At 52.8% G+C, this 17,996-nt stretch carries 17 protein-coding genes; 14 read left to right on the top strand and 3 right to left on the bottom strand.

Going from position 1 to position 17,996, the window contains the following annotated elements; genetic code table 11:
- The first annotated feature begins 2 nt into the window (after positions 1-2).
- The 3 genes from ACNA6I_RS12270 (at position 3) to ACNA6I_RS12260 (ending at position 3,709) form a co-directional block, all read left to right on the top strand.
- Positions 3-2,075, top strand: coding sequence for a BglG family transcription antiterminator (locus ACNA6I_RS12270; protein ID WP_159129425.1), 2,073 nt, complete (start codon positions 3-5; stop codon positions 2,073-2,075).
- A 5-nt stretch (positions 2,076-2,080) separates the two neighbouring features.
- On the top strand, positions 2,081-3,220 hold the full coding sequence (locus tag ACNA6I_RS12265) for a mannitol-1-phosphate 5-dehydrogenase (protein ID WP_159130331.1): 1,140 nt from the start codon (positions 2,081-2,083) through the stop codon (positions 3,218-3,220).
- A 138-nt stretch (positions 3,221-3,358) separates the two neighbouring features.
- The gene (locus ACNA6I_RS12260) at positions 3,359-3,709 is read left to right on the top strand and encodes a hypothetical protein (protein ID WP_159129426.1); all 351 of its coding nucleotides are present in this window, start codon (positions 3,359-3,361) and stop codon (positions 3,707-3,709) included.
- 184 nt (positions 3,710-3,893) lie between these two features.
- On the opposite strand, the gene ACNA6I_RS12255 is transcribed toward ACNA6I_RS12260, so the two are convergent.
- Positions 3,894-4,352 carry a VOC family protein gene (locus ACNA6I_RS12255; RefSeq protein ID WP_159129427.1) on the bottom strand — a complete coding sequence of 153 codons (459 nt, stop codon included), beginning with the start codon at positions 4,350-4,352 and terminating at the stop codon, positions 3,894-3,896.
- Between the two features lie 175 nt (positions 4,353-4,527).
- On the opposite strand from ACNA6I_RS12255, the gene ACNA6I_RS12250 reads away from it, so the two are divergent.
- From ACNA6I_RS12250 to ACNA6I_RS12215, 8 genes are all read left to right on the top strand, one after another.
- Positions 4,528-4,704 (top strand): hypothetical protein, encoded by a 177-nt coding sequence (locus ACNA6I_RS12250; protein ID WP_156185293.1) that lies wholly within the window; start codon positions 4,528-4,530, stop codon positions 4,702-4,704.
- Positions 4,705-4,906: 202 nt separating this feature from the next.
- Positions 4,907-5,170, top strand: a complete 264-nt coding sequence (locus ACNA6I_RS12245; protein ID WP_231578972.1) for an ArsR/SmtB family transcription factor — start codon at positions 4,907-4,909, stop codon at positions 5,168-5,170.
- An 18-nt stretch (positions 5,171-5,188) separates the two neighbouring features.
- Complete coding sequence (locus ACNA6I_RS12240; protein ID WP_416313386.1) at positions 5,189-7,273, top strand: heavy metal translocating P-type ATPase; 2,085 nt, start codon at positions 5,189-5,191, stop codon at positions 7,271-7,273.
- A gap of 393 nt (positions 7,274-7,666) precedes the next feature.
- Positions 7,667-8,035 carry a hypothetical protein gene (locus tag ACNA6I_RS12235; RefSeq protein ID WP_048005212.1) on the top strand — a complete coding sequence of 123 codons (369 nt, stop codon included), beginning with the start codon at positions 7,667-7,669 and terminating at the stop codon, positions 8,033-8,035.
- A 32-nt stretch (positions 8,036-8,067) separates the two neighbouring features.
- Positions 8,068-8,601, top strand: coding sequence for a GNAT family N-acetyltransferase (locus ACNA6I_RS12230; protein ID WP_231579072.1), 534 nt, complete (start codon positions 8,068-8,070; stop codon positions 8,599-8,601).
- 167 nt (positions 8,602-8,768) lie between these two features.
- Positions 8,769-9,461: an ABC transporter ATP-binding protein gene (locus ACNA6I_RS12225; RefSeq protein ID WP_053428231.1), complete on the top strand. Its 693-nt coding sequence runs from the start codon at positions 8,769-8,771 to the stop codon at positions 9,459-9,461.
- A complete protein-coding gene (locus ACNA6I_RS12220) occupies positions 9,458-12,679 on the top strand; it encodes an ABC transporter permease (RefSeq protein ID WP_416313385.1) in 3,222 nt (1,073 codons plus the stop codon). The genes ACNA6I_RS12225 and ACNA6I_RS12220 overlap by 4 nt, the downstream gene beginning before the upstream one ends.
- Before the next feature lie 19 nt (positions 12,680-12,698).
- Complete coding sequence (locus ACNA6I_RS12215) at positions 12,699-13,130, top strand: NUDIX hydrolase (protein ID WP_048005209.1); 432 nt, start codon at positions 12,699-12,701, stop codon at positions 13,128-13,130.
- Positions 13,131-13,223: 93 nt separating this feature from the next.
- Here ACNA6I_RS12215 and ACNA6I_RS12210 read toward each other — a convergent pair whose 3' ends face one another.
- Positions 13,224-13,745 carry a putative glycolipid-binding domain-containing protein gene (locus tag ACNA6I_RS12210; RefSeq protein ID WP_048005208.1) on the bottom strand — a complete coding sequence of 174 codons (522 nt, stop codon included), beginning with the start codon at positions 13,743-13,745 and terminating at the stop codon, positions 13,224-13,226.
- An 85-nt stretch (positions 13,746-13,830) separates the two neighbouring features.
- Between ACNA6I_RS12210 and ACNA6I_RS12205 the strand changes: the two genes are divergently transcribed.
- The 3 genes from ACNA6I_RS12205 (at position 13,831) to ACNA6I_RS12195 (ending at position 15,488) form a co-directional block, all read left to right on the top strand.
- Complete coding sequence (locus ACNA6I_RS12205) at positions 13,831-14,007, top strand: hypothetical protein (protein WP_156183332.1); 177 nt, start codon at positions 13,831-13,833, stop codon at positions 14,005-14,007.
- Between the two features lie 180 nt (positions 14,008-14,187).
- Positions 14,188-14,982 carry a class I SAM-dependent methyltransferase gene (locus ACNA6I_RS12200; protein ID WP_048005207.1) on the top strand — a complete coding sequence of 265 codons (795 nt, stop codon included), beginning with the start codon at positions 14,188-14,190 and terminating at the stop codon, positions 14,980-14,982.
- A 149-nt stretch (positions 14,983-15,131) separates the two neighbouring features.
- Complete coding sequence (locus ACNA6I_RS12195) at positions 15,132-15,488, top strand: MerR family transcriptional regulator (protein ID WP_416313384.1); 357 nt, start codon at positions 15,132-15,134, stop codon at positions 15,486-15,488.
- 34 nt (positions 15,489-15,522) lie between these two features.
- Here ACNA6I_RS12195 and ACNA6I_RS12190 read toward each other — a convergent pair whose 3' ends face one another.
- Positions 15,523-17,937 carry a heavy metal translocating P-type ATPase gene (locus tag ACNA6I_RS12190; RefSeq protein ID WP_416313383.1) on the bottom strand — a complete coding sequence of 805 codons (2,415 nt, stop codon included), beginning with the start codon at positions 17,935-17,937 and terminating at the stop codon, positions 15,523-15,525.
- Positions 17,938-17,996: the final 59 nt, after the last annotated feature.

The raw sequence follows: 17,996 nt of genomic DNA, 5'->3' as shown, positions 1-17,996 counted from the left end.
GTATGTTCATTACATCCAGGGAAAAAGCGATCATCGAACTGATTGTGAAAACCTCGGGTAAACATACCGTCCACTCCCTTTCTGCGTATTTGAACGTAAGCGGACGGACAATCCAGCGCAACCTGAAGTCCATTGAGGGCGTACTGAAGCAGCATCAGCTCGAGCTCATGCGGACACCTGCCGATGGTCTTTTCATCAGCGGGAAAAATGAAAACATCTACAGGCTCATCCAACAGCTGGCGGAATCCGAACCGACGGATGAAACACCTGAAGAGAGGAAGCTCCGGCTCCTCGTCACCCTTCTCGAGGGAGGCTCCTCTTTCAAGATGAGCGTTCTGGCCAATGAGCTGGGCATCAGCATCTCAAGCCTGACGACCATCCTTGATGAAGTCGCGGACTGGCTAGCCAAGTTCAACGTGACGCTCACCCGGAAGCGGGGGGTGGGGGTGGAAGTAGCAGCCGATGAAGGAAGCCGCCGCCATGCCCTGGCAAGCTTCTCCATCGTGTATTTCTACGAGGAGATTATCGACAGCCTCTATTCCCTGCAAAAAGGGCAGGATAGCGTACTGCCTGTTCTCGGGTTTTATGAACCTGAGCTTCTCCTTGCTACTTATGAATCGCTCGGAATCGTATTGGATCAGGAAGGTGTGAACCTGGTCGACAGTGATTTCGTCGGCCTTGTCGTCCACATCTGCCTCTCCATCCAGCGGGTGCGGAGGGGCCATGTCCTTCAGAGCCAAGGAACTCCCGACGAATCAAGGGAATACAGCCTCATGAAGTCTGTCGCAGACGTCCTCAGGGAAAGGCTCTCCGTGACGATCACAGAGGCCGATGTCGCCTTCTGGTCGGTCATCCTCCGGGGATCGAAGCTGCAGGAACCGGGTGCCACCTATTATGATAGTGTGTTCCTCGGTCATCTTGTGAAGAAACTCGTGAGCGATGTTTCGGTCAAGCTCACCGTCGATCTGACGGATGATTTCTCCCTGTATCAGGGGCTCATGGCGCATATGGGACCGTCGATCTTCCGCCTTCAACAGAAGATGGAGCTCTTCAACCCCCTGACGGATGAGATCAAGAAGAAGTACCCGGTCCTGTTCCTCGCCGTGAAGGACAGCCTGGAGCTAGAGTTTCCCGACATGATATTCCCCGATGCGGAGGTCGCCTATATCGTCCTCCACTTCGGATCGGCCCTTCTCATGAACGAAGAGAAGGTGAAGGTCGATGCCGTCATCGTCTGTCCGACAGGCATCGGAGCGTCCAAGATGCTCGCAAGCAGGATCAAGAAGGAACTGAAGATCATCAATCCCGTCGGCATCTTATCCCTGAATGACTTCAGGGATGCCGATCCCGACGACTATGATATCGTCATATCCACCGTGCGCCTTCCGTTCACCAATCTGGATTATATCCTTGTCAGCCCGCTCTTGAGCGAAGAGGATATCGCGATTATTCAGACGTACGTCCAGAACAACATTGAGCGGATCACAAGCAGGAAATACCTGAAGCCGGTGAAACCGGTAAAAATAGAGAAGAAGCCGACGGAGATCCGCGGACTTCTGCAGGAAATCAAAGACGTCCACACAAGCATCGAATCGATCCTGGATCACTTCCGCGTGTACCGGAAGCAATCCGTGACGGATCATTTCACCGTCATGAACGAAATGGTCCGCCAGGCGAAGCTGGATGGCCTCGTGACCGATGAAGGAAAGGTCATGGACAAGCTGATGGAAAGGGAACAGCGGGGCGGACTTGGGATTCCCGGAACGAATATGGGGCTATTCCACTGCCTCGACCCCCACGTCACCCAGCTCGTGTTCCAGGTGGCGCATCTCGACAAGCCGTTCCTCATCAAAGGGATGAACGGGAAGCCCATGGAGATGAAGAGCCTTCTCCTCATGCTGGCCCCGGAAGGGTTAAGTGAAAGGGAAAACGAAATCCTCAGCCTCATCTCCACGAGCCTCATTGAAAACCAGGCGTCCATGATGATCTATTCTTCCACCAACGAGGCCATGATCTATCGAAAGCTCGAAGAACTCTTCTTAGACTATGTTCAACAAAACCTTATAAAGGAATGATAATGATGAATAAAACGATCCACTTTGGAGCAGGAAACATCGGCAGGGGCTTTATCGGAGCCCTATTCGCCCAATCAGGCTATCACGTCACCTTCGTCGATATCGCCGACACCATCATCAACAAGCTGAACGAAGAAGGCACCTATCAGGTGAAGCTTGCAACGGAATCAAACGAGTCTGAAACCATCACCAACGTCTCAGGGTTGAATAACCTCCACCAGGAAGACGAAGTCGTCGCAGGCATCGCAGAAGCGACCTACCTTACAACAGCCATCGGACCGAATATCCTGCCGCGCATCGCCCCCCTCATCGCCAAGGGAATTGAAGCGCGCCTGGAGAAAACATCCGAGCCGCTCTATGTGATCGCATGTGAAAACCAGATCAGTGCAACCGACCTGTTGAAAGGATACATCCTTGAGCACCTTTCTGAATCAACCGTCAGCAAGATGGAAGGGAACGTCCACTTCTTCAACTCCGCCGTCGACCGCATCGTGCCGATCCAGGATCAGGATTCACTCGACGTCCTTGTCGAACCTTACTACGAATGGGTCGTGGAAACGTCTGAAACCATCCCGCCGGTCAACGGAATGACCATCGTGGATGAGCTCGCTCCATTCATCGAGCGCAAACTGTTCACCGTCAACACAGGACATGCCGTCATCGCCTACCTCGGCTACCTTCAAGGGAAGGAAACGATCGATCAGACCCTTGCCGATGAAGCCATCGCCCACCAGGTGCGTGAGACGCTGAAAGAAACAGGAGCATACCTTGTGAAGGAATACGGCTTGAATGAAGAGGATCACCTCGCCTACATCGAGAAGATCATCTCCCGCTTCCAAAACGCCTACCTGAACGACGGTGTCACCAGGGTTGGCCGCGCACCAATCCGTAAACTCGGACCGGAAGACCGTCTGATCCGCCCGACCACACAGGCAGCCAAAGCTGGCCTTGGCTACACGAATCTCGCAAAAGCCATCGCAGCTGCCCTGCTCTTCGACAACCCGCAAGATCCGGAAGCCGTCGAAGTTCAATCCATCATCAAAGAACACGGCGTAGCCGGTGCACTGAAAGAGATCAGCGCACTCGATCCAGACAGTGCCATCACGAAAGAAATCATCGCCCAGTACGACGCGTTGAAAGCATAAAGGAAAAGGAAGCATGGAGACCCCGTGCTTCCTTTTTTGTTTTTTCGGCAGGCTGGCAGTATCCCTGCATTTAGAAAAATTATACAATGGAAATATGGAAAAGGTTTACTACTACATAACTGAAATGGGGTGGGGGAAATGAAGAAAAAAATCGGTTGGATCCTTGCAACAGCCACAGCCTTAATCGTTGCAGCACCACTGTACTATTTCATCACATTATCTCTTTACGAGCCGTCAGAGGATCTATACCACTTTCCAGTTCCTACACATGCGAAACTGGTCGGGGATAATGAGCATGGTCATCAGTATGATTGGTCAAGGGCATCTGAAGAAAACGGGATTCCCTATGGATTTGAAATGGTCCTCAAGGCCAATGGATGGGAAAAAGGAGAAAGGGAAGGGGCTTCCGTTTATTACACAAAAGGGGATCACACAATAGACCTGATGTCGACATCCAAGCACCTGGATATCCTCAGAGTAGACCGATAGATATGAGCGCATTCAACTGAAGGAAGCGTGAAAGGACCGCGTAAAAAGCACAGAGTGCCTCGCAGCGGAGGAGGACCGACTCCTGCGGGAAAGGCGGGCAGGTGAGACCCTGGAGGCGCAGCCGAAGCGGCTCACCGCACGCCCCGCGGAAAGCGGTCCTACGGAGCGGAGAGGCACGGACCAATCATGAAGACTTAACTTCTACATGTGCCTCCCACTCACTCAAATACATATCCGGTTCATCTACCGGCTCACTGTCCAGCCTGCAGATGAACTCAAGGGAATTCCCGTCCGGGTCATGGAAATAAACCATGGCGTGCGCCTGATCGGGCATGACGATCGGCTCCACAGGTTGGAATCCGAACGCTTCCCTCATGGCAATGCCGCGTTCCTTCAGCCACTCCTTCGCCGTGCTCAAGTCTTCCAGGTCGACCCGGAAGGCGATGTGCCTGATCGACGCGTGATAGGGGATGTTTGCCTGCTCGCCTTCCCACAGCCCGATCCAGCTTTCATTCTCCACGATCCAGAAGAAGGCGGTCTTCTTGTATTTCTTGGCGAGCTTCAGCCCGAGTCCTTCATAAAATCCAATCGCGCGCTCAAGATCGCTGACGGGTAAATGGGCTTCGTATAGTCCTTTGATCATGATGTTTCCTCCCTTAATAAGCTTGTTAAGGAAAGTGTACCGGTAGGAGAGGGAAGTGCCACCGTGTAAAAGGATGATTCTTTCATACGCCATAAGTCGCAGAGATTCCTAATGTTTCCATGAGGGCGATACGTGGTATGGTGATGGAAGTAAGGTGGAAGAGGAGGTGCCCGACGTGGACTGGAAAAAATACTTTATACTACTGCCGCCCTTCCTGATTTTCACCATCCTTGTCTTCCTTTTCATCCCGTATCATCAGCTCCTGTTTGCGAGTCTCATCATCATCTTCTTTTGGATCCTTTATTACATATGGGTAGCAGTGGATAAAGCAAGAAAAGAAAAATCCGAATAGTGGATACAAATTGTGGTGCACGCCTTGACTTGGGTGCACCTTTTTCTTATGATGAACATATCATATATGAACACATTGTCATATACTCAAATAGGATAGGAGTTTGAAAATGGGAAAGAACAAGAATGAAGCGATCGAACCAGAAAAAATAGAAGAAAGTCATCTCTGCACATGTGATGCCATCGATGAAGAAACCCTCTTCATGGTCACACAGACGTTCAAGGCCTTATCGGAGCCGACCCGGGTGAGGATCCTTCATTTGTTGGCGCAAAAAGAGCATTCCGTCAATGAAATCGCCGAGAAGCTTTCACTCCTGCAGACGACGGTTTCACATCAGCTCAGGTTCCTGAAGAACCTCCGTCTCGTCAAGTATCGCCGTCAGGGAACGACCCTATTTTATTCAGCGGATGACGATCATGTGATGAATCTTTTGCAGCAAACGATCCACCACGCACGGCACCATTAACGACTGGGGGAACACATAATGAAAGAATACAAACTCCAGGGTCTATCCTGCAGCAACTGCGCGCGGGAAATGGAAGAGGAGATCAATAAGCTTGATAACGGGGAAGGATCCAGGATCCTTTACAACAGCAGCAAGATGGTGCTCGCCGACGGGGTCGACATGGGACGTGTGGAGAAGATTTTGCACGCGGATGGAGCAGCCATCCAGAAGGATGATCATGACCACGGGGCTCACGGCCATGATCATTCCCACACAAGCAGCAGCCGGATGAAGATGCTCCTTGGTGTATCAGCGGTCATTTTCCTCCTGGCGATTTTCGTTGACTCGGTGATCAATCATCCAGCATCGATTGCCCTGTATCTTTCCGCCGCCGCCATCAGTGGATATCCCACGTTCCTCAAGGGAGCGAAGAACCTGTTCCGCCTGAAGTTCAACATCGATACGCTCATGACCATCGCCCTTATCGGGGCCTTCTCCATCGGTGAATGGAAGGAAGGTACGCTTGTAGCGATCCTGTTCGGCGTCAATGAGCTCCTCGAAGGCATGGGCATGGAGAAAGCGCGCCGCTCCATGGAAGAGCTGCTGAAAGTCGCACCGAAGGAAGCCATCCTGTTGAAAGACGGGGAAGAGAGCGTCGTACCGATCGCAAGCCTCAAGGTGGGGGACATCGTCCTCGTGAAGTCAGGGCAGAAGATCCCGTCCGACGGAATCGTGGAATCGGGCAAAAGCTCCGTGAACGAAGCCGCCATCACCGGAGAAGCGATGCCGGTTGAAAAACAGCCGGGAGAAGCCGTATTCGGTGGCAGCATCAACAACGAAGGGGTCCTGAAGGTATCCATCCAGAAGGAATACCATGATTCATCCCTCGCCAAGATCCTCCATCTGGTGGAAGAGGCACAGGAGACGAAGACCCCGACGGAGCAGTTCATCAATAAGTTTGCCAAGTATTACACCCCGCTCATCATGATCATTGCGGCCTTGGTCATCGTCATCCCGCCCCTGTTCCTGAACGGGGAGTGGGGAGAGTGGTTCTACCAAGGGCTTGCCGTCCTCATCGTCGGCTGTCCGTGCGCCTTGATCCTGTCGTCTCCCATTGCCATCGTCTCAGGGATCGCCCGCAACGCAAAAAACGGGATCCTCGTCAAAGGCGGGGTGTTCCTCGAGCAGCTCGGGAAAATCGACACCATTGCCTTTGATAAGACCGGCACGCTCACAAAAGGGGAACCCCATGTGGAGCAGGTGAAGATCTACGACGACCGCTTCTTCACCATCGCCGGGTCCATCGAGAAATCCTCTTCCCATCCCATCGCCAAAGCCGTCATGGAGCGACTGGCGGGAGAGGACCTCACCTTCATCGAACCCGACGAGATCAACACGATCACCGGGCAAGGGGTCTCGGCCATCCTGAACGGCCGGACATACAAGGTAGGGAATGAAAACAGCATCTCCTTTGGACTATCAGACGAGATGAACGGTGAAATCCAACAGCTCAAACGGGAAGGCTACACCCTGGTCATCGTCTCCGATGAAGAGCAGGTCCTCGGCCTCTTCGGCATTACCGATGAGATCCGGGAAGAGAGCCATGACATCATCGAACGCCTCCACTCAGCAGGCATCAAGCGTACGGTCATGCTCACGGGCGACCACGACCGTACGGCCGAGAAAGTCGCGAGCAAAGTCGGACTGACCGACTATTATGCGAGCCTGCTGCCGGACGAAAAGGTCGCCAAGGTCAAAGAGCTCACCAGGACCGGCCGCGTGGCCATGGTGGGCGACGGCATCAACGACGCCCCGGCCCTCGCCACGGCCGACCTCGGGATCGCCATGGGCAAAGGGACCGACAGCGCCATCGAGACCGCCGACCTCGTCCTCATGCAGGACCACCTCGGCAAGCTCCCATCGGCCATCAGGATCGCCAAACGGGTGAACCGCATCATCAAAATCAATATCACCCTCGCCCTGGGACTCAAGCTCATCGCCCTGCTCCTCACAATCCCGGGTCTGCTGACGCTCTGGATCGCCATCCTGTCTGACATGGGTGCCACGATCCTCGTCACGCTCATCAGTCTGACGGTCATGCTTGGGGAAAAGAAACAGGGTTGATAGGAGAAAGCAGGCCAACCGCGGCCTGCTTCTTTTTTTTGCGATGGCATGAGAGGGGAGTCGGTCATAAGGCGTGGAAGCAGAGGATAAATGGAAGAACCCGGTCAATCCGCAAGCAAGTTGGAAAGAAGCCCGTGAAGTTGGTAATGGATTTTGTAGAGAATTAGAGAGTTGGTAATAGATTCTTCAAAGTCGGTAGAAAAAATCCGATTGTCGGTAAAAAAATTCAAAAAGCCGGTAATAAAGCAGATCCGTGTTATCCAAAAGAAGACAATTTTTAATGAAATCAAAGGAAATCGGACAGCATGCGGCTAGTCCTCCAACGCCTCTCTAATAAAAATCCACCAAATTCTACCGGATATGATACTCTAAAAATGGAAGGGAGGTCCAAATATGAACCCACGAACAGACCATGAAGATGAAATCGATATAAGAAAAACGAAGAACCTGACCGGGATCGGGTGCCTCCTTGCCGTCGTCCTCCCCATCCTCCTTCTCCCATTCATCATCGGATGGCTCTTTTTCAGGACCGGTGAAACCACCCTTGAAATCAGTTCTTCCCCCCATGACGTTCACACCATCGAGGTGGTGAAAGTGGACGAATTCCCCGATCCTGTCATCGATATCCGATACGGGGATCAGGTGATGACGAAAACCAAGATACCTGATGAGATCAAGATCCATTGGGAAAGTGATCAAAAAGCGACGGTCACCCTTATAAAAGGAGACCGGAAACAAACCATCCCTATTATATTCGACTAATAATCTCACACGAAATGGACGTGACCGACTCGATGACCAGACACTATACCATCCGCCAGGCGCAAATGAAAGATGCACCCCGACTATCCGCCATCCGTCCCATTATCGATGGCGAGACTGAATTCATGGACCGGGAAAAGGGGGAGGCCTTCATCACGCCTGAAGAATTCCGCACGATCATCCAAACGGATGAAGAAACGCCCAATCATCTTTTCCTCGTAGCGGAAACGGACGGTGAGATTGTAGGATTCTCCCGGTGCGAAGGAAGTCCACTGAAACGTTCCGCCCATAGGGTTGAATTCGGCGTCTGCCTTCTGAAGGACCACTGGGGAAACGGCGTCGGCCGCAAGCTCCTAGAACAGTCGCTGCAGTGGGCAGACGCCCAGCAGATCAGAAAGGTCACCCTCTCCGTCCTCGCCGACAACCATAAAGCCATCAAGCTCTACGAACAGTACGGCTTTAAAACCGAAGGCATCCTGGTGGACGACAAACGGTTGAGCGATGGAACCTACCACGACACGCTGATCATGGGAAGGATCCAAACGTCACACCTGCCGCCAGGCTGAAATGCCTGTTCACCACCCCCATCTTCCTCATTAAAAAGCGTGATCTGCCCACCGGTCACGCTCAACCAAACAATCTACCCATTAGATATATTTGTAAAAGTTATAGGAAAACAATCCCGATTTTGCTATATTTGAAATAATCAGATAAAAAATAGGGGGATCTACACATGGACTTTTCCATCGTATGCAAAGGGTTGAGGAAGGAATTCCAGGGGGACGGCATCAAGACGCGCGCCCTGGATGAAGTGAATGCCACATTCAAGAAGGGCGAGTTTGTGTCCATCGTCGGGACATCGGGGTCGGGGAAATCAACCCTCCTGAGCATACTCGGTACATTGGACAGTCCCACTTCAGGGAGCATCCTCTATAACAACGAAGACATTAAAACGTATAACAAAAACGGGCTCGCCGACTTCAGGTTCAATCATATCGGCTTCATCTTCCAGCAGTTTCATCTGCTTCCGACCCTTACATCACTGGAAAACGTCATGGCACCCCTTTTCTCAAGGAATGTACCATATAACAAAAAAGAACGGGCAGAAGCCGTCCTCGAGCGGGTGGGGCTGAAGGATAAAATGAACTCCCTGCCGTCCCAGCTTTCAGGCGGGCAGCAGCAGAGGGTGGCCATCGCCAGGGCCATTGTGCATGAGCCACACTGGCTCCTTGCCGATGAGCCGACAGGGAACCTTGATACGGAGACTGGGGATATCATCTTTTCCCTTCTGACCGAACTGAATCGCGAGAAGGGCTGCGGGGTGATTTTCGTGACCCATGATCCGGCCCTCGCTGCCAAGGCAGACCGGATGATCGAGATGAAAGACGGGAAGATCCTCTCGGATAAGGAGCTGGCCCGGGTATGATCCGATTCATATGGAATAACTGGTGGCGCAATAAAGGGCGCTTTACCCTGCTCCTCGTCGGGGCACTCATCGTCAGTACGGGCCTCAGCTACTTGGTCGGGGTCACCCAGTCAAACAACGGGACGATCGTCGAAGAGCTGCAGAACAGGTGGGAATCTTCGTACCACATTGTCGTGCGTCCGCCTGATACTAGAAGCGTCACGGAAGAGTTGAATCTCCTCGAGCCCAACTATCAAAGTGGGCTTTCCGGTGGCATCACGATGGAACAATATGAAAAAATCAAAACGATGGAAGACATTGATGTCGCAGCGCCCATCGCCATGATCGGTTTCATGAACAATTCCATCGAGATGAATACGTTGACCATATCGGAGCCCGGAGTGTACCGCCTGAAGATCACCGATGAAACGGATACAGGTGCAGGCATCCGGAAAGATGGGGGCAATACGTACTTCACGGTAGGGAACTGGCAACCGGAAGGTCTCGGGAAGGAGTACGGGGCTTCGCCCTTCATGGGGGAACAGTCCCTCGAGATGGGTTCTGAAGTCATGATCGCCGGGGTGGACCCGGAAGCGGAAAGCGCCCTTGTCGGACTTGATCAGTCCGTCCTCGATGAAGCAGGGAGCCGATATTTTAAACCGGACGACCAAGCCGAAGTGGTGGAGTATGAAGATGAAGATTTCACCCAGACCAGGATTCCCGTCCTCCTCAGCAACCGGGAGTACGTAGAGAGCAAGGTCACCTATACGCTCATGAAACTTGATCTTCCGTTTTCCACTGAGGAACAGGCAAAAACGATGGAGAAGGTGAAAGAGAACGGAGGGCAAGACTACCTGGAGAAACAGTCGGGTGAAGAGGTAAAGTCCTACACCTTCACAACCGAGGAGGCCCATAAAAAAATCCTCGATCAGGCGATGCATCCTGATCCCGAATTGAGTACCACCAAGGAGAATTTCATCGCCTTTCAAGCAACCCCGGTCAACTACCGCCCGGTAAGCAGTCCGTTTTCCGAGCGATGGCCGTTTGCCTATGAGGTGGAGCCTTACGAGATCCCTGAAGGGGTACCCCTCGCTGAAACCGACGCCTATCGTCCCGTCAAGATGTTCGGGGATGGGAGTTTCAACGATTGGAAGCGGGTGAAGATCGATGTGAAAGGAATCTTTGACCCTGCGAAGCTCAACATCTCAAAGGATCCGTTGACAGAGCTTCCCATGGAAACCTACTTCCCTTCGAAGTCGAATCTCGTGCTCGATCAAAACGGTGAGCCTGTGAACCCTCCTCAGGAAATGAAGCCCCTGAACAATCCGTATGGGTTCCTGACAAAGCCGCCGATGATGCTGACGACCCTTGATGCCGCAGCGGAATTGATGGGAGAGAAGCCGATTTCGTCGATCCGGATCAAGGTCGCAGGCGTGGAAGCCATGACCGATGAAAGTGAAAAGACGCTACAGGAAGTCGCCAAGCGGATCGAGGACGAAACCGGACTCATCACCGATATCACCCTCGGGTCATCGCCTCAGCCGGCCCTGACCCATATCCCGGGCATCAAGGGAGAAGAGTCCATCGGCTGGGTGGAACAGCCGTGGATCAAAATCGGTTCATCCATGACGATCTTCAAGGAAGCAAAAGTGGGCTTGAGCGGGGTGATCGCAAGCGTCATCCTGGTGGCCATCATCTACGTGTTCTCATCGAACCTCATCATGATGTACACGAGGAAGAAGGAATTCGCCGTCCTATTATCCATCGGTTGGAGACCGGTCCAGCTGTCGCGGATGCTCTTCACGGAAGCCCTGATCCTCGGGACCTTCGTGTCGGTGGTGAGCTGGATCATCCTCGGATACTTCACCGTCACCTCCACGGTGGAGACGTCGCCGTTCAGATTCCTTCTCATGGGGCTGTTCGGCATCCTGATCTATCTGCTCGGAACGATGATCCCTGCGTATCTCGTCGGGAAGATCAAACCGTATGAATCCATGAAGGCAGGAGAGATCTCCCATATCGGGAGGAGGCTGATCCCATCCGCTGCGATCTGGTCCATGAGCCTGAACTCCTTCCTGTCGAGATGGAAGCGGAGCTGCCTGTCGGTGATCTCCATTGCCCTTCCGACCAGCCTGTTCGTGGTGTTCCTCTTCATCACCTACCGGTTGAAGGGGGTCATGTTCGCGACCTGGCTCGGAGAGTACGTCGCCATGGAAGTAAGCTCGATGCATTACATTGCCATGGGCGTCGCCTTATTGATCGCCATCCTCACCACAACGGAAATCATGTGGCAAAACATATCGGAGCGTCAGCCCGAGATCGCCCTGCTGAAATCCATCGGGTGGAAGAATCGTTCCATCCGCTCCCTGGTCCTCTATGAAGGGGCATTCAGCGGACTGTTCGCCGGCATCATCGGCATCCTCATCGCCTTTGTATTTGTTTGGAAAATCTACGGGGAACCGCCTTTGGAGCATGCGCCATTTTTTGCCCTGGCCATTGTCATCCCGATCCTGACGGGGATGGCGGGAGCACTTTTCCCGGCACACAAAGCGGTGAAAGTCCAGCCTTATCAAGCGCTTGGCGGCACAGCGGAGCACTCCGGGAAAACGGAGAAGCGGGTGAAGGTCACCTTGGGAGTGGCGACAGCAATCCTCTTCATCGGCCTTGTCACCATCTTATCTCAAGCGATTCCTGACGCCAAACCGGCTGTCACCACGGCTGATACCAAGGATGTGAAGGGGACGGATGGAGCGATCCAAACATCCACCGCCCCTTCAAAAGACGAAACAAAATCGGATGCTGAACCTGAAGCCAAACGGCAAGGCGAAGAGGTGGCCCTGGACCGCGAATTCTGGAAAGTAATCGAATTCGAAAAGCCGTGGAACGCCGATCCCCTTCAGTATACGTTCAGGCTGGATGAACCTAAGAAAGCCAAGGCAAACACGAAATCCATCGTCATCAAAGCACGGATCCAGAACCTGACGACGGAAGATGAGTGGGATGACTATAAGATCACAGGACAGTTCTTAAAGGATCAGGATGGGAAAGAATACCAGCCTGTCGACACCGAGGTCATTTCCCGCAAGAACTGGAACGGGATCCGGATGAAGCCGGGAGGGGAAGCGATTGTTTCCTTGGCGTTCGAAGTACCGAAAAACAAGGAAAACTTCAATTTCATCCTGTCCCGTGCCTCCCAGCCTGGGGATGTCGTGATCAAGCACATAGATAAGGGACTCTGACGACAGAAAGGATCCGGCGATGAAACGATATAATCTGATTGTCATCTTTAATGAATCAATGGATAGGGTCCTACTGTGCAGGAGGAGGAAGGATCCGTATCAAGGATTGAGCAACTTCATCGGAGGGAAGATCGAAGAGGGTGAATCAGGTCAGGTGGCCGCCTACAGGGAAATGGTGGAGGAATCGGGCCTCACGGGGGAAGATGTCTCCCTGTTCCACCTCATGGACTTGACCTATCATCTCTCGGGATTCGACCTGGAAGTCTACGCGGGGAGATGCACGCGTGACGCCGAGGTGCACGGAGAAGAGAATGAACTCTACTGGTCTCCACTGGATGTCGACTTCACTGATCAGACGCACTATGCAGGAGAAGGGAGCCTGGGGCATATCCTTGCCCACGCTGCCCTTTACAAGTCTCTCTTTTTTCAGGAAACCATGGAAGTGAAGTGATGGTTTCACAAGACGCCCGGCAGCAAGGGACCCAGATGCTGCCGGGCGTTTATTTCTGTTTGATCCGGCTCCGCTCTCTCATTACACAGAAAGCTAGATTCTCAGGAACAATCCGGGATAGTCCACCACCAGCCCTTCCCTGTCTACAAAGATGCTGGATTCATAGGTGGGGCTTTGATAACGGAATTCCCTGATACCGTTTGAATCCCGGAGAAGGGTGTAGTGCTGGTTGACCTTCCGGAATGTGAGATCTGGCACTGAAAGATAGACGACGTCCATGCTCACGGTTCGGCCCTGCACCCACTCCATTCGATTGATGGGGAGGGAGTTGGTGAAAGGGGTGCAGGAGATGTCGATATCGATGGCTCCGGTCAGCTCCTCGATGGGCCCGTGTTCCCCGACGGACCAGCTTCCAGATCCGTCGGCATGAAGGATCAAGGACCGGTCACCGATGCGGAGAGAACCTTTTCTGAACGTCCAGGATTGATCCAGTTCAAGGCTGTAGTGGACTTCCTCTGCTGAATGATGCACCGTGCTCTGGATTGTGATGCACCCGTCCTTTTCAGCGAGGGAGAGTTCTTCTGTTTCTTCACGTTGATTTTTCCAGCGGATCATCTTTTTGTCCTCCTTTATGAAATGCGAGTCGGTCCTTGCCGGCGCACCCGTTCTATGCCAAAATAAGGCCGGGAGGAAAACGACTATGAAACAGCAACTACTGCTCTTCATCTACTTCACCCTGGCCATCGTCAGCTTCTTTGCCCTCTATGATTCCTGGGTGATTCTGAAGTCGGGCTGGGGCGTGGAATCATTCCTGTTCATTGCGATGGGAATCCTCGCCATCATCCTGATCATTCGTCACCTCGGGAAGAGGAAGTAGATACAAGAAAAGCCGGAGATTTCGTATGAAAATCTCCGGCTTGTTTTTATAGGTATGACTCTATCTACATGATACAAAAAAACGGAATATAAGTCTATTTATTTTTTTGATTCAATGTGAAAATAAAGAAGTGCACAAGGAGCGTAACGTTACGACTTTCTGACGAAAAGAGGGCGTACATTGAAAAAGAATCTATCAACAGACGAAGCGATCGAGCGATGGAATGAGCACGCGGAGGCATTCACGGCAGGCTACACGGAGGAGGGGGACTGGAGCAGGCGAATCCTCTTGAATCCCGCGATCTTCTCCCTTCTCGGGCATGTGGAAGGGACGGAGATCCTCGATGCAGGCTGCGGAGAAGGATATTTGAGCAGGCTCCTGGAACGGAAGGGGGCCCATGTGACGGCCGTGGATTATTCCACGGAAATGCTCAAGCTTGCCGAAGCGAAGACGACGGAATCATCCGGGATCCGCTACCACCATGGAAACTGTGAGAATCTGAATTTCCTGGATGATCGGTCGTTTGATAAGGTCGTCTCCAATATGGTCATCCAGGACCTTGAAGATCACACGGCGGCACTCCGGGAATGCTACCGGCTCCTGAGAGATGGCGGGACGCTCGTCTTTTCCATCCTCCACCCGTGCTTCATCACGCCGGGAAGCGGATGGATCCGGGATGAACAGGGTGAAAAGGAAGCGTGGAGGGTATCCGGATACTTCCTTGAGGGAGTCTATGAACAGCCGTTCCCCGAAGGAGCCGAAAACAAAGTGGTCTTCTACCACAGGAGCCTCACCACGTACACGACTGCCATCCGGGAGACAGGTTTCATGATTGAAGAGATGGTGGAGCCGAGACCGTCGGATGAACTGGTGAGGGAGGATAAGGAGTACAGGGAAGACCTGATCCACCCGAATTTCCTCGTATTCAAACTGAGGAAGGGGAAAAGGGATGTAAGCTGGTCTCCTGGACTGTAAACTGTAATCCAGCAAAGAACTTGCCGGGTATCCCGGCATTTTTTTTGTTGCCCACTGGTGGGGCGGTTGTTGAAAGCTCCTTCAGCATGTGATAGAGGCCACTTTAACTGAGCACACTAAATAGGAAGATGAGGCCGATGACGTACAGTATGAAACAGGTCACAGAGATGACGGGTGTACCTGCTTCTGCCCTGCGATATTATGAGAAAGAGTGCATCCTGCCCTTTGTGGACCACAACGATAAGGGAATCAGGGTGTACGATGACGTGAACGTTGAGTGGATCTATTTTATCCTGGCCCTCCCTGAAACGGACATGCCTATCAGGGAAATCAAAGAGTATGTGGATCTTTATATAGAGGGGGATGCCACAAAAGAGGAGAGGCGAAAACTTCTTCTTCAGCCCGAGCAGAATGTCGAAACGAAGCTGAGCTCCCAGTTCGAGTATTGGAAGCGGATCGAGAAGAAGCTCGTATCCTACGGGGAGATTGAGAAGAACCTCCAGTAGGAGAAAGCCCGCCGGATCCCGGCGGGCTTTTCGTTTAACTCCATTTCTTCACACGTTGTAATCTCAATGCATTCAACACGACCGAGACCGAACTGAACGCCATGGCGGCCCCTGCAACCCACGGGGCAAGCAGCCCAGCTGCGGCAATGGGGATGCCGATTGTATTATAGGCAAATGCCCAGAAGAGGTTCTGTTTGATGTTGCGCATGGTCTTGCCGCTCATCAGGATCGCATCGGCAATGCTGTGAAGATCACCGCGCATCAAGGTGATATCAGCGGCTTCCATGGCTACATCGGTCCCGGTGCCGATGGCCATCCCTACATTGGCCGTGGCGAGGGCAGGGGCGTCGTTGATGCCGTCCCCGACCATGGCCACATTTTTGCCGACTTTCTGAAGCTTTTTGATTTCAGAGGCCTTTCCTTCCGGGAGGACTTCTGCGATCACATCATGGATACCGACCTGGGAAGCGATCGCTTTCGCTGTGCGCGTGTTGTCCCCCGTCATCATGATGACATTGATGCCCAATTTTTGAAGTCGTTCGACGGCAGCCTTTGAGGTTTGTTTTACCGTATCCGCGACAGCCAGGAGTCCTGCATACCGTCCGTCGATGGCGACAAGCATGGCTGTTTTTCCCTGTGATTCAAGCACTACTTTATCTTCGGCGACAAAGGCTGTTTCTACCCCAAGCTCATCCATGAAGGCCCTGGTGCCGATCAGCACATGCCGGCCATCGACTGTGGCACGGACGCCTTTACCGGGAACGGCCTCGAATGATGAGGTGGAAGAAGGGAGTGCCCCTTTATCCTTCAGACCCTGGACGATGGCCTGTGCCAGGGGATGTTCGGATTGCTGCTCCGCGGAGGCGACGAGTCGCAGGAAATCATCCTCTTCCATCCAATCAGCCATGAGATGATCGGTCAGGACGGGTTTTCCATTCGTGACGGTCCCGGTTTTATCCAGCACCACGGTGTCGATGAGCTGGGTCTGTTCGAGGTGCTCCCCGCCTTTGAAGAGGATCCCGAATTCCGCCGCCCGTCCGGAACCGGCCATGATTGAAGTAGGAGTGGCAAGGCCGAGTGCGCACGGACATGCGATGACAAGGACGGCGATGAAGACTTCAAGGGCCTGGGTGAAGTCACCCGGCTCGATCCAGATCATCCATATAAGGAAGGTAAGGAGGGCGAGGCCCACCACGATGGGAACGAAAATGCCTGATATCCGGTCCGCCAGGCGCTGGATCGGTGCCTTGGATCCCTGGGCATCCTCGACGACCTTGATGATGCGGGCAAGCGCCGTATCTCGTCCGACTTTAAGGGCCTTCATCCGGATGGCACCGTTCTGATTCACCGTTGAACCGAACACTGGATCGCCGATGACCTTGTCGACAGGAAGGCTTTCACCTGTAAGCATGGACTCATCGATGGACGTATGGCCATCCGTCACTTCTCCGTCAACGGGAATTTTCTCACCAGGCTTCACGATGACAATGTCTCCGGTTGCCACTTCCTCTACCGGAATGTCGATTTCCTTCTCGTCCTTATAGACATGGGCCGTTTTTGCCTGCAAACCCATGAGCGTCTTGATCGCCTCGGATGAACGTCCCTTTGCGTTCGCTTCGAACAGCTTCCCGAGGAGGATCAGGGTGATGAGGACCGCGCTCGTTTCGAAATACAGATGGGGCCCGTGATGGCTTCCGGCCGTCACGATGGCCTGGTACAGGCTATAGAAGTAAGCGGCGGATGTCCCCATGGCTACCAAGACATCCATATTCGCACTTCCATTCCTCAGTGCTTTGTATGCTCCGATGTAGAACTGTGCCCCGATGATGAACTGCACGGGTGTTGCCAGGATCAGCTGGACCCACGGGTTAGTAAGGAAATCAGGTACGTATAGAAAGGAAGTAAACGAAAAATGGCCTACCATCGTCCAGAGTAGCGGAAGGGAGAGAATGGCGGAAAGGATGAACTTCCGCTTCTGGACCTTGATGGCTTCCTCCCGGTGATCGCTCGCATCTTCCTGAGATGGCCGGTGGGCGCCGTACCCGAGCTTTTCAACTTTCGCAATCATTTCACTGACGGAGGTTTGAGAAGGGTGATAGGAAATGACGGCCTTCTCAAGGGCAAGATTGACGCTTGCAGATGTGACTCCATCGAGTTTTTTCAATCCTTTTTCAATCCGGGCCGAGCAGGCGGCACACGTCATCCCGGTAATCTCAAGCTCCGTTTTTTCATGGACGACTACATACCCGAGAGCATCGATCTTCTCTTCCAAGTCCTTTTCACCAAGTTTGGCAGGGTCATAGGAGATGGACGCTTTCTCAAGGGGGAGGTTCACGGTGGCCTTTTCGACACCGTCCAATTTATTCAGTCCCTTTTCAATCCGGTTCGCACAGGCGGCACACGTCATGCCCGAGATGTTCAGGGTGGTTTCTTTCTTGTTTGCATTCATGATCGTCAAGCCTCCTTTATACCTGGTAAGGGTATATTTGTGTGGAAAAGAAAGAGTGC

Source organism: Rossellomorea sp. FS2, assembly GCF_047915635.1.
Taxonomy (GTDB): Bacteria; Bacillota; Bacilli; order Bacillales; family Bacillaceae_B; genus Rossellomorea; species Rossellomorea marisflavi_A.
Note: the sequence above shows the minus strand (reverse complement) of the source record. Positions and strands in the feature narration are given on the sequence as shown.

Coding starts and splice junctions, on each gene's coding strand:
- ACNA6I_RS12270 (WP_159129425.1), top strand. CDS start 3: ATGTTCATTACATCCAGGGAAAAAGCGATCATCGAACTGATTGTGAAA.
- ACNA6I_RS12265 (WP_159130331.1), top strand. CDS start 2,081: ATGAATAAAACGATCCACTTTGGAGCAGGAAACATCGGCAGGGGCTTT.
- ACNA6I_RS12260 (WP_159129426.1), top strand. CDS start 3,359: ATGAAGAAAAAAATCGGTTGGATCCTTGCAACAGCCACAGCCTTAATC.
- ACNA6I_RS12255 (WP_159129427.1), bottom strand. CDS start 4,352: ATGATCAAAGGACTATACGAAGCCCATTTACCCGTCAGCGATCTTGAG.
- ACNA6I_RS12245 (WP_231578972.1), top strand. CDS start 4,907: ATGGTCACACAGACGTTCAAGGCCTTATCGGAGCCGACCCGGGTGAGG.
- ACNA6I_RS12240 (WP_416313386.1), top strand. CDS start 5,189: ATGAAAGAATACAAACTCCAGGGTCTATCCTGCAGCAACTGCGCGCGG.
- ACNA6I_RS12235 (WP_048005212.1), top strand. CDS start 7,667: ATGAACCCACGAACAGACCATGAAGATGAAATCGATATAAGAAAAACG.
- ACNA6I_RS12230 (WP_231579072.1), top strand. CDS start 8,068: ATGACCAGACACTATACCATCCGCCAGGCGCAAATGAAAGATGCACCC.
- ACNA6I_RS12225 (WP_053428231.1), top strand. CDS start 8,769: ATGGACTTTTCCATCGTATGCAAAGGGTTGAGGAAGGAATTCCAGGGG.
- ACNA6I_RS12220 (WP_416313385.1), top strand. CDS start 9,458: ATGATCCGATTCATATGGAATAACTGGTGGCGCAATAAAGGGCGCTTT.
- ACNA6I_RS12215 (WP_048005209.1), top strand. CDS start 12,699: ATGAAACGATATAATCTGATTGTCATCTTTAATGAATCAATGGATAGG.
- ACNA6I_RS12210 (WP_048005208.1), bottom strand. CDS start 13,745: ATGATCCGCTGGAAAAATCAACGTGAAGAAACAGAAGAACTCTCCCTC.
- ACNA6I_RS12205 (WP_156183332.1), top strand. CDS start 13,831: ATGAAACAGCAACTACTGCTCTTCATCTACTTCACCCTGGCCATCGTC.
- ACNA6I_RS12195 (WP_416313384.1), top strand. CDS start 15,132: ATGAAACAGGTCACAGAGATGACGGGTGTACCTGCTTCTGCCCTGCGA.
- ACNA6I_RS12190 (WP_416313383.1), bottom strand. CDS start 17,937: ATGAATGCAAACAAGAAAGAAACCACCCTGAACATCTCGGGCATGACG.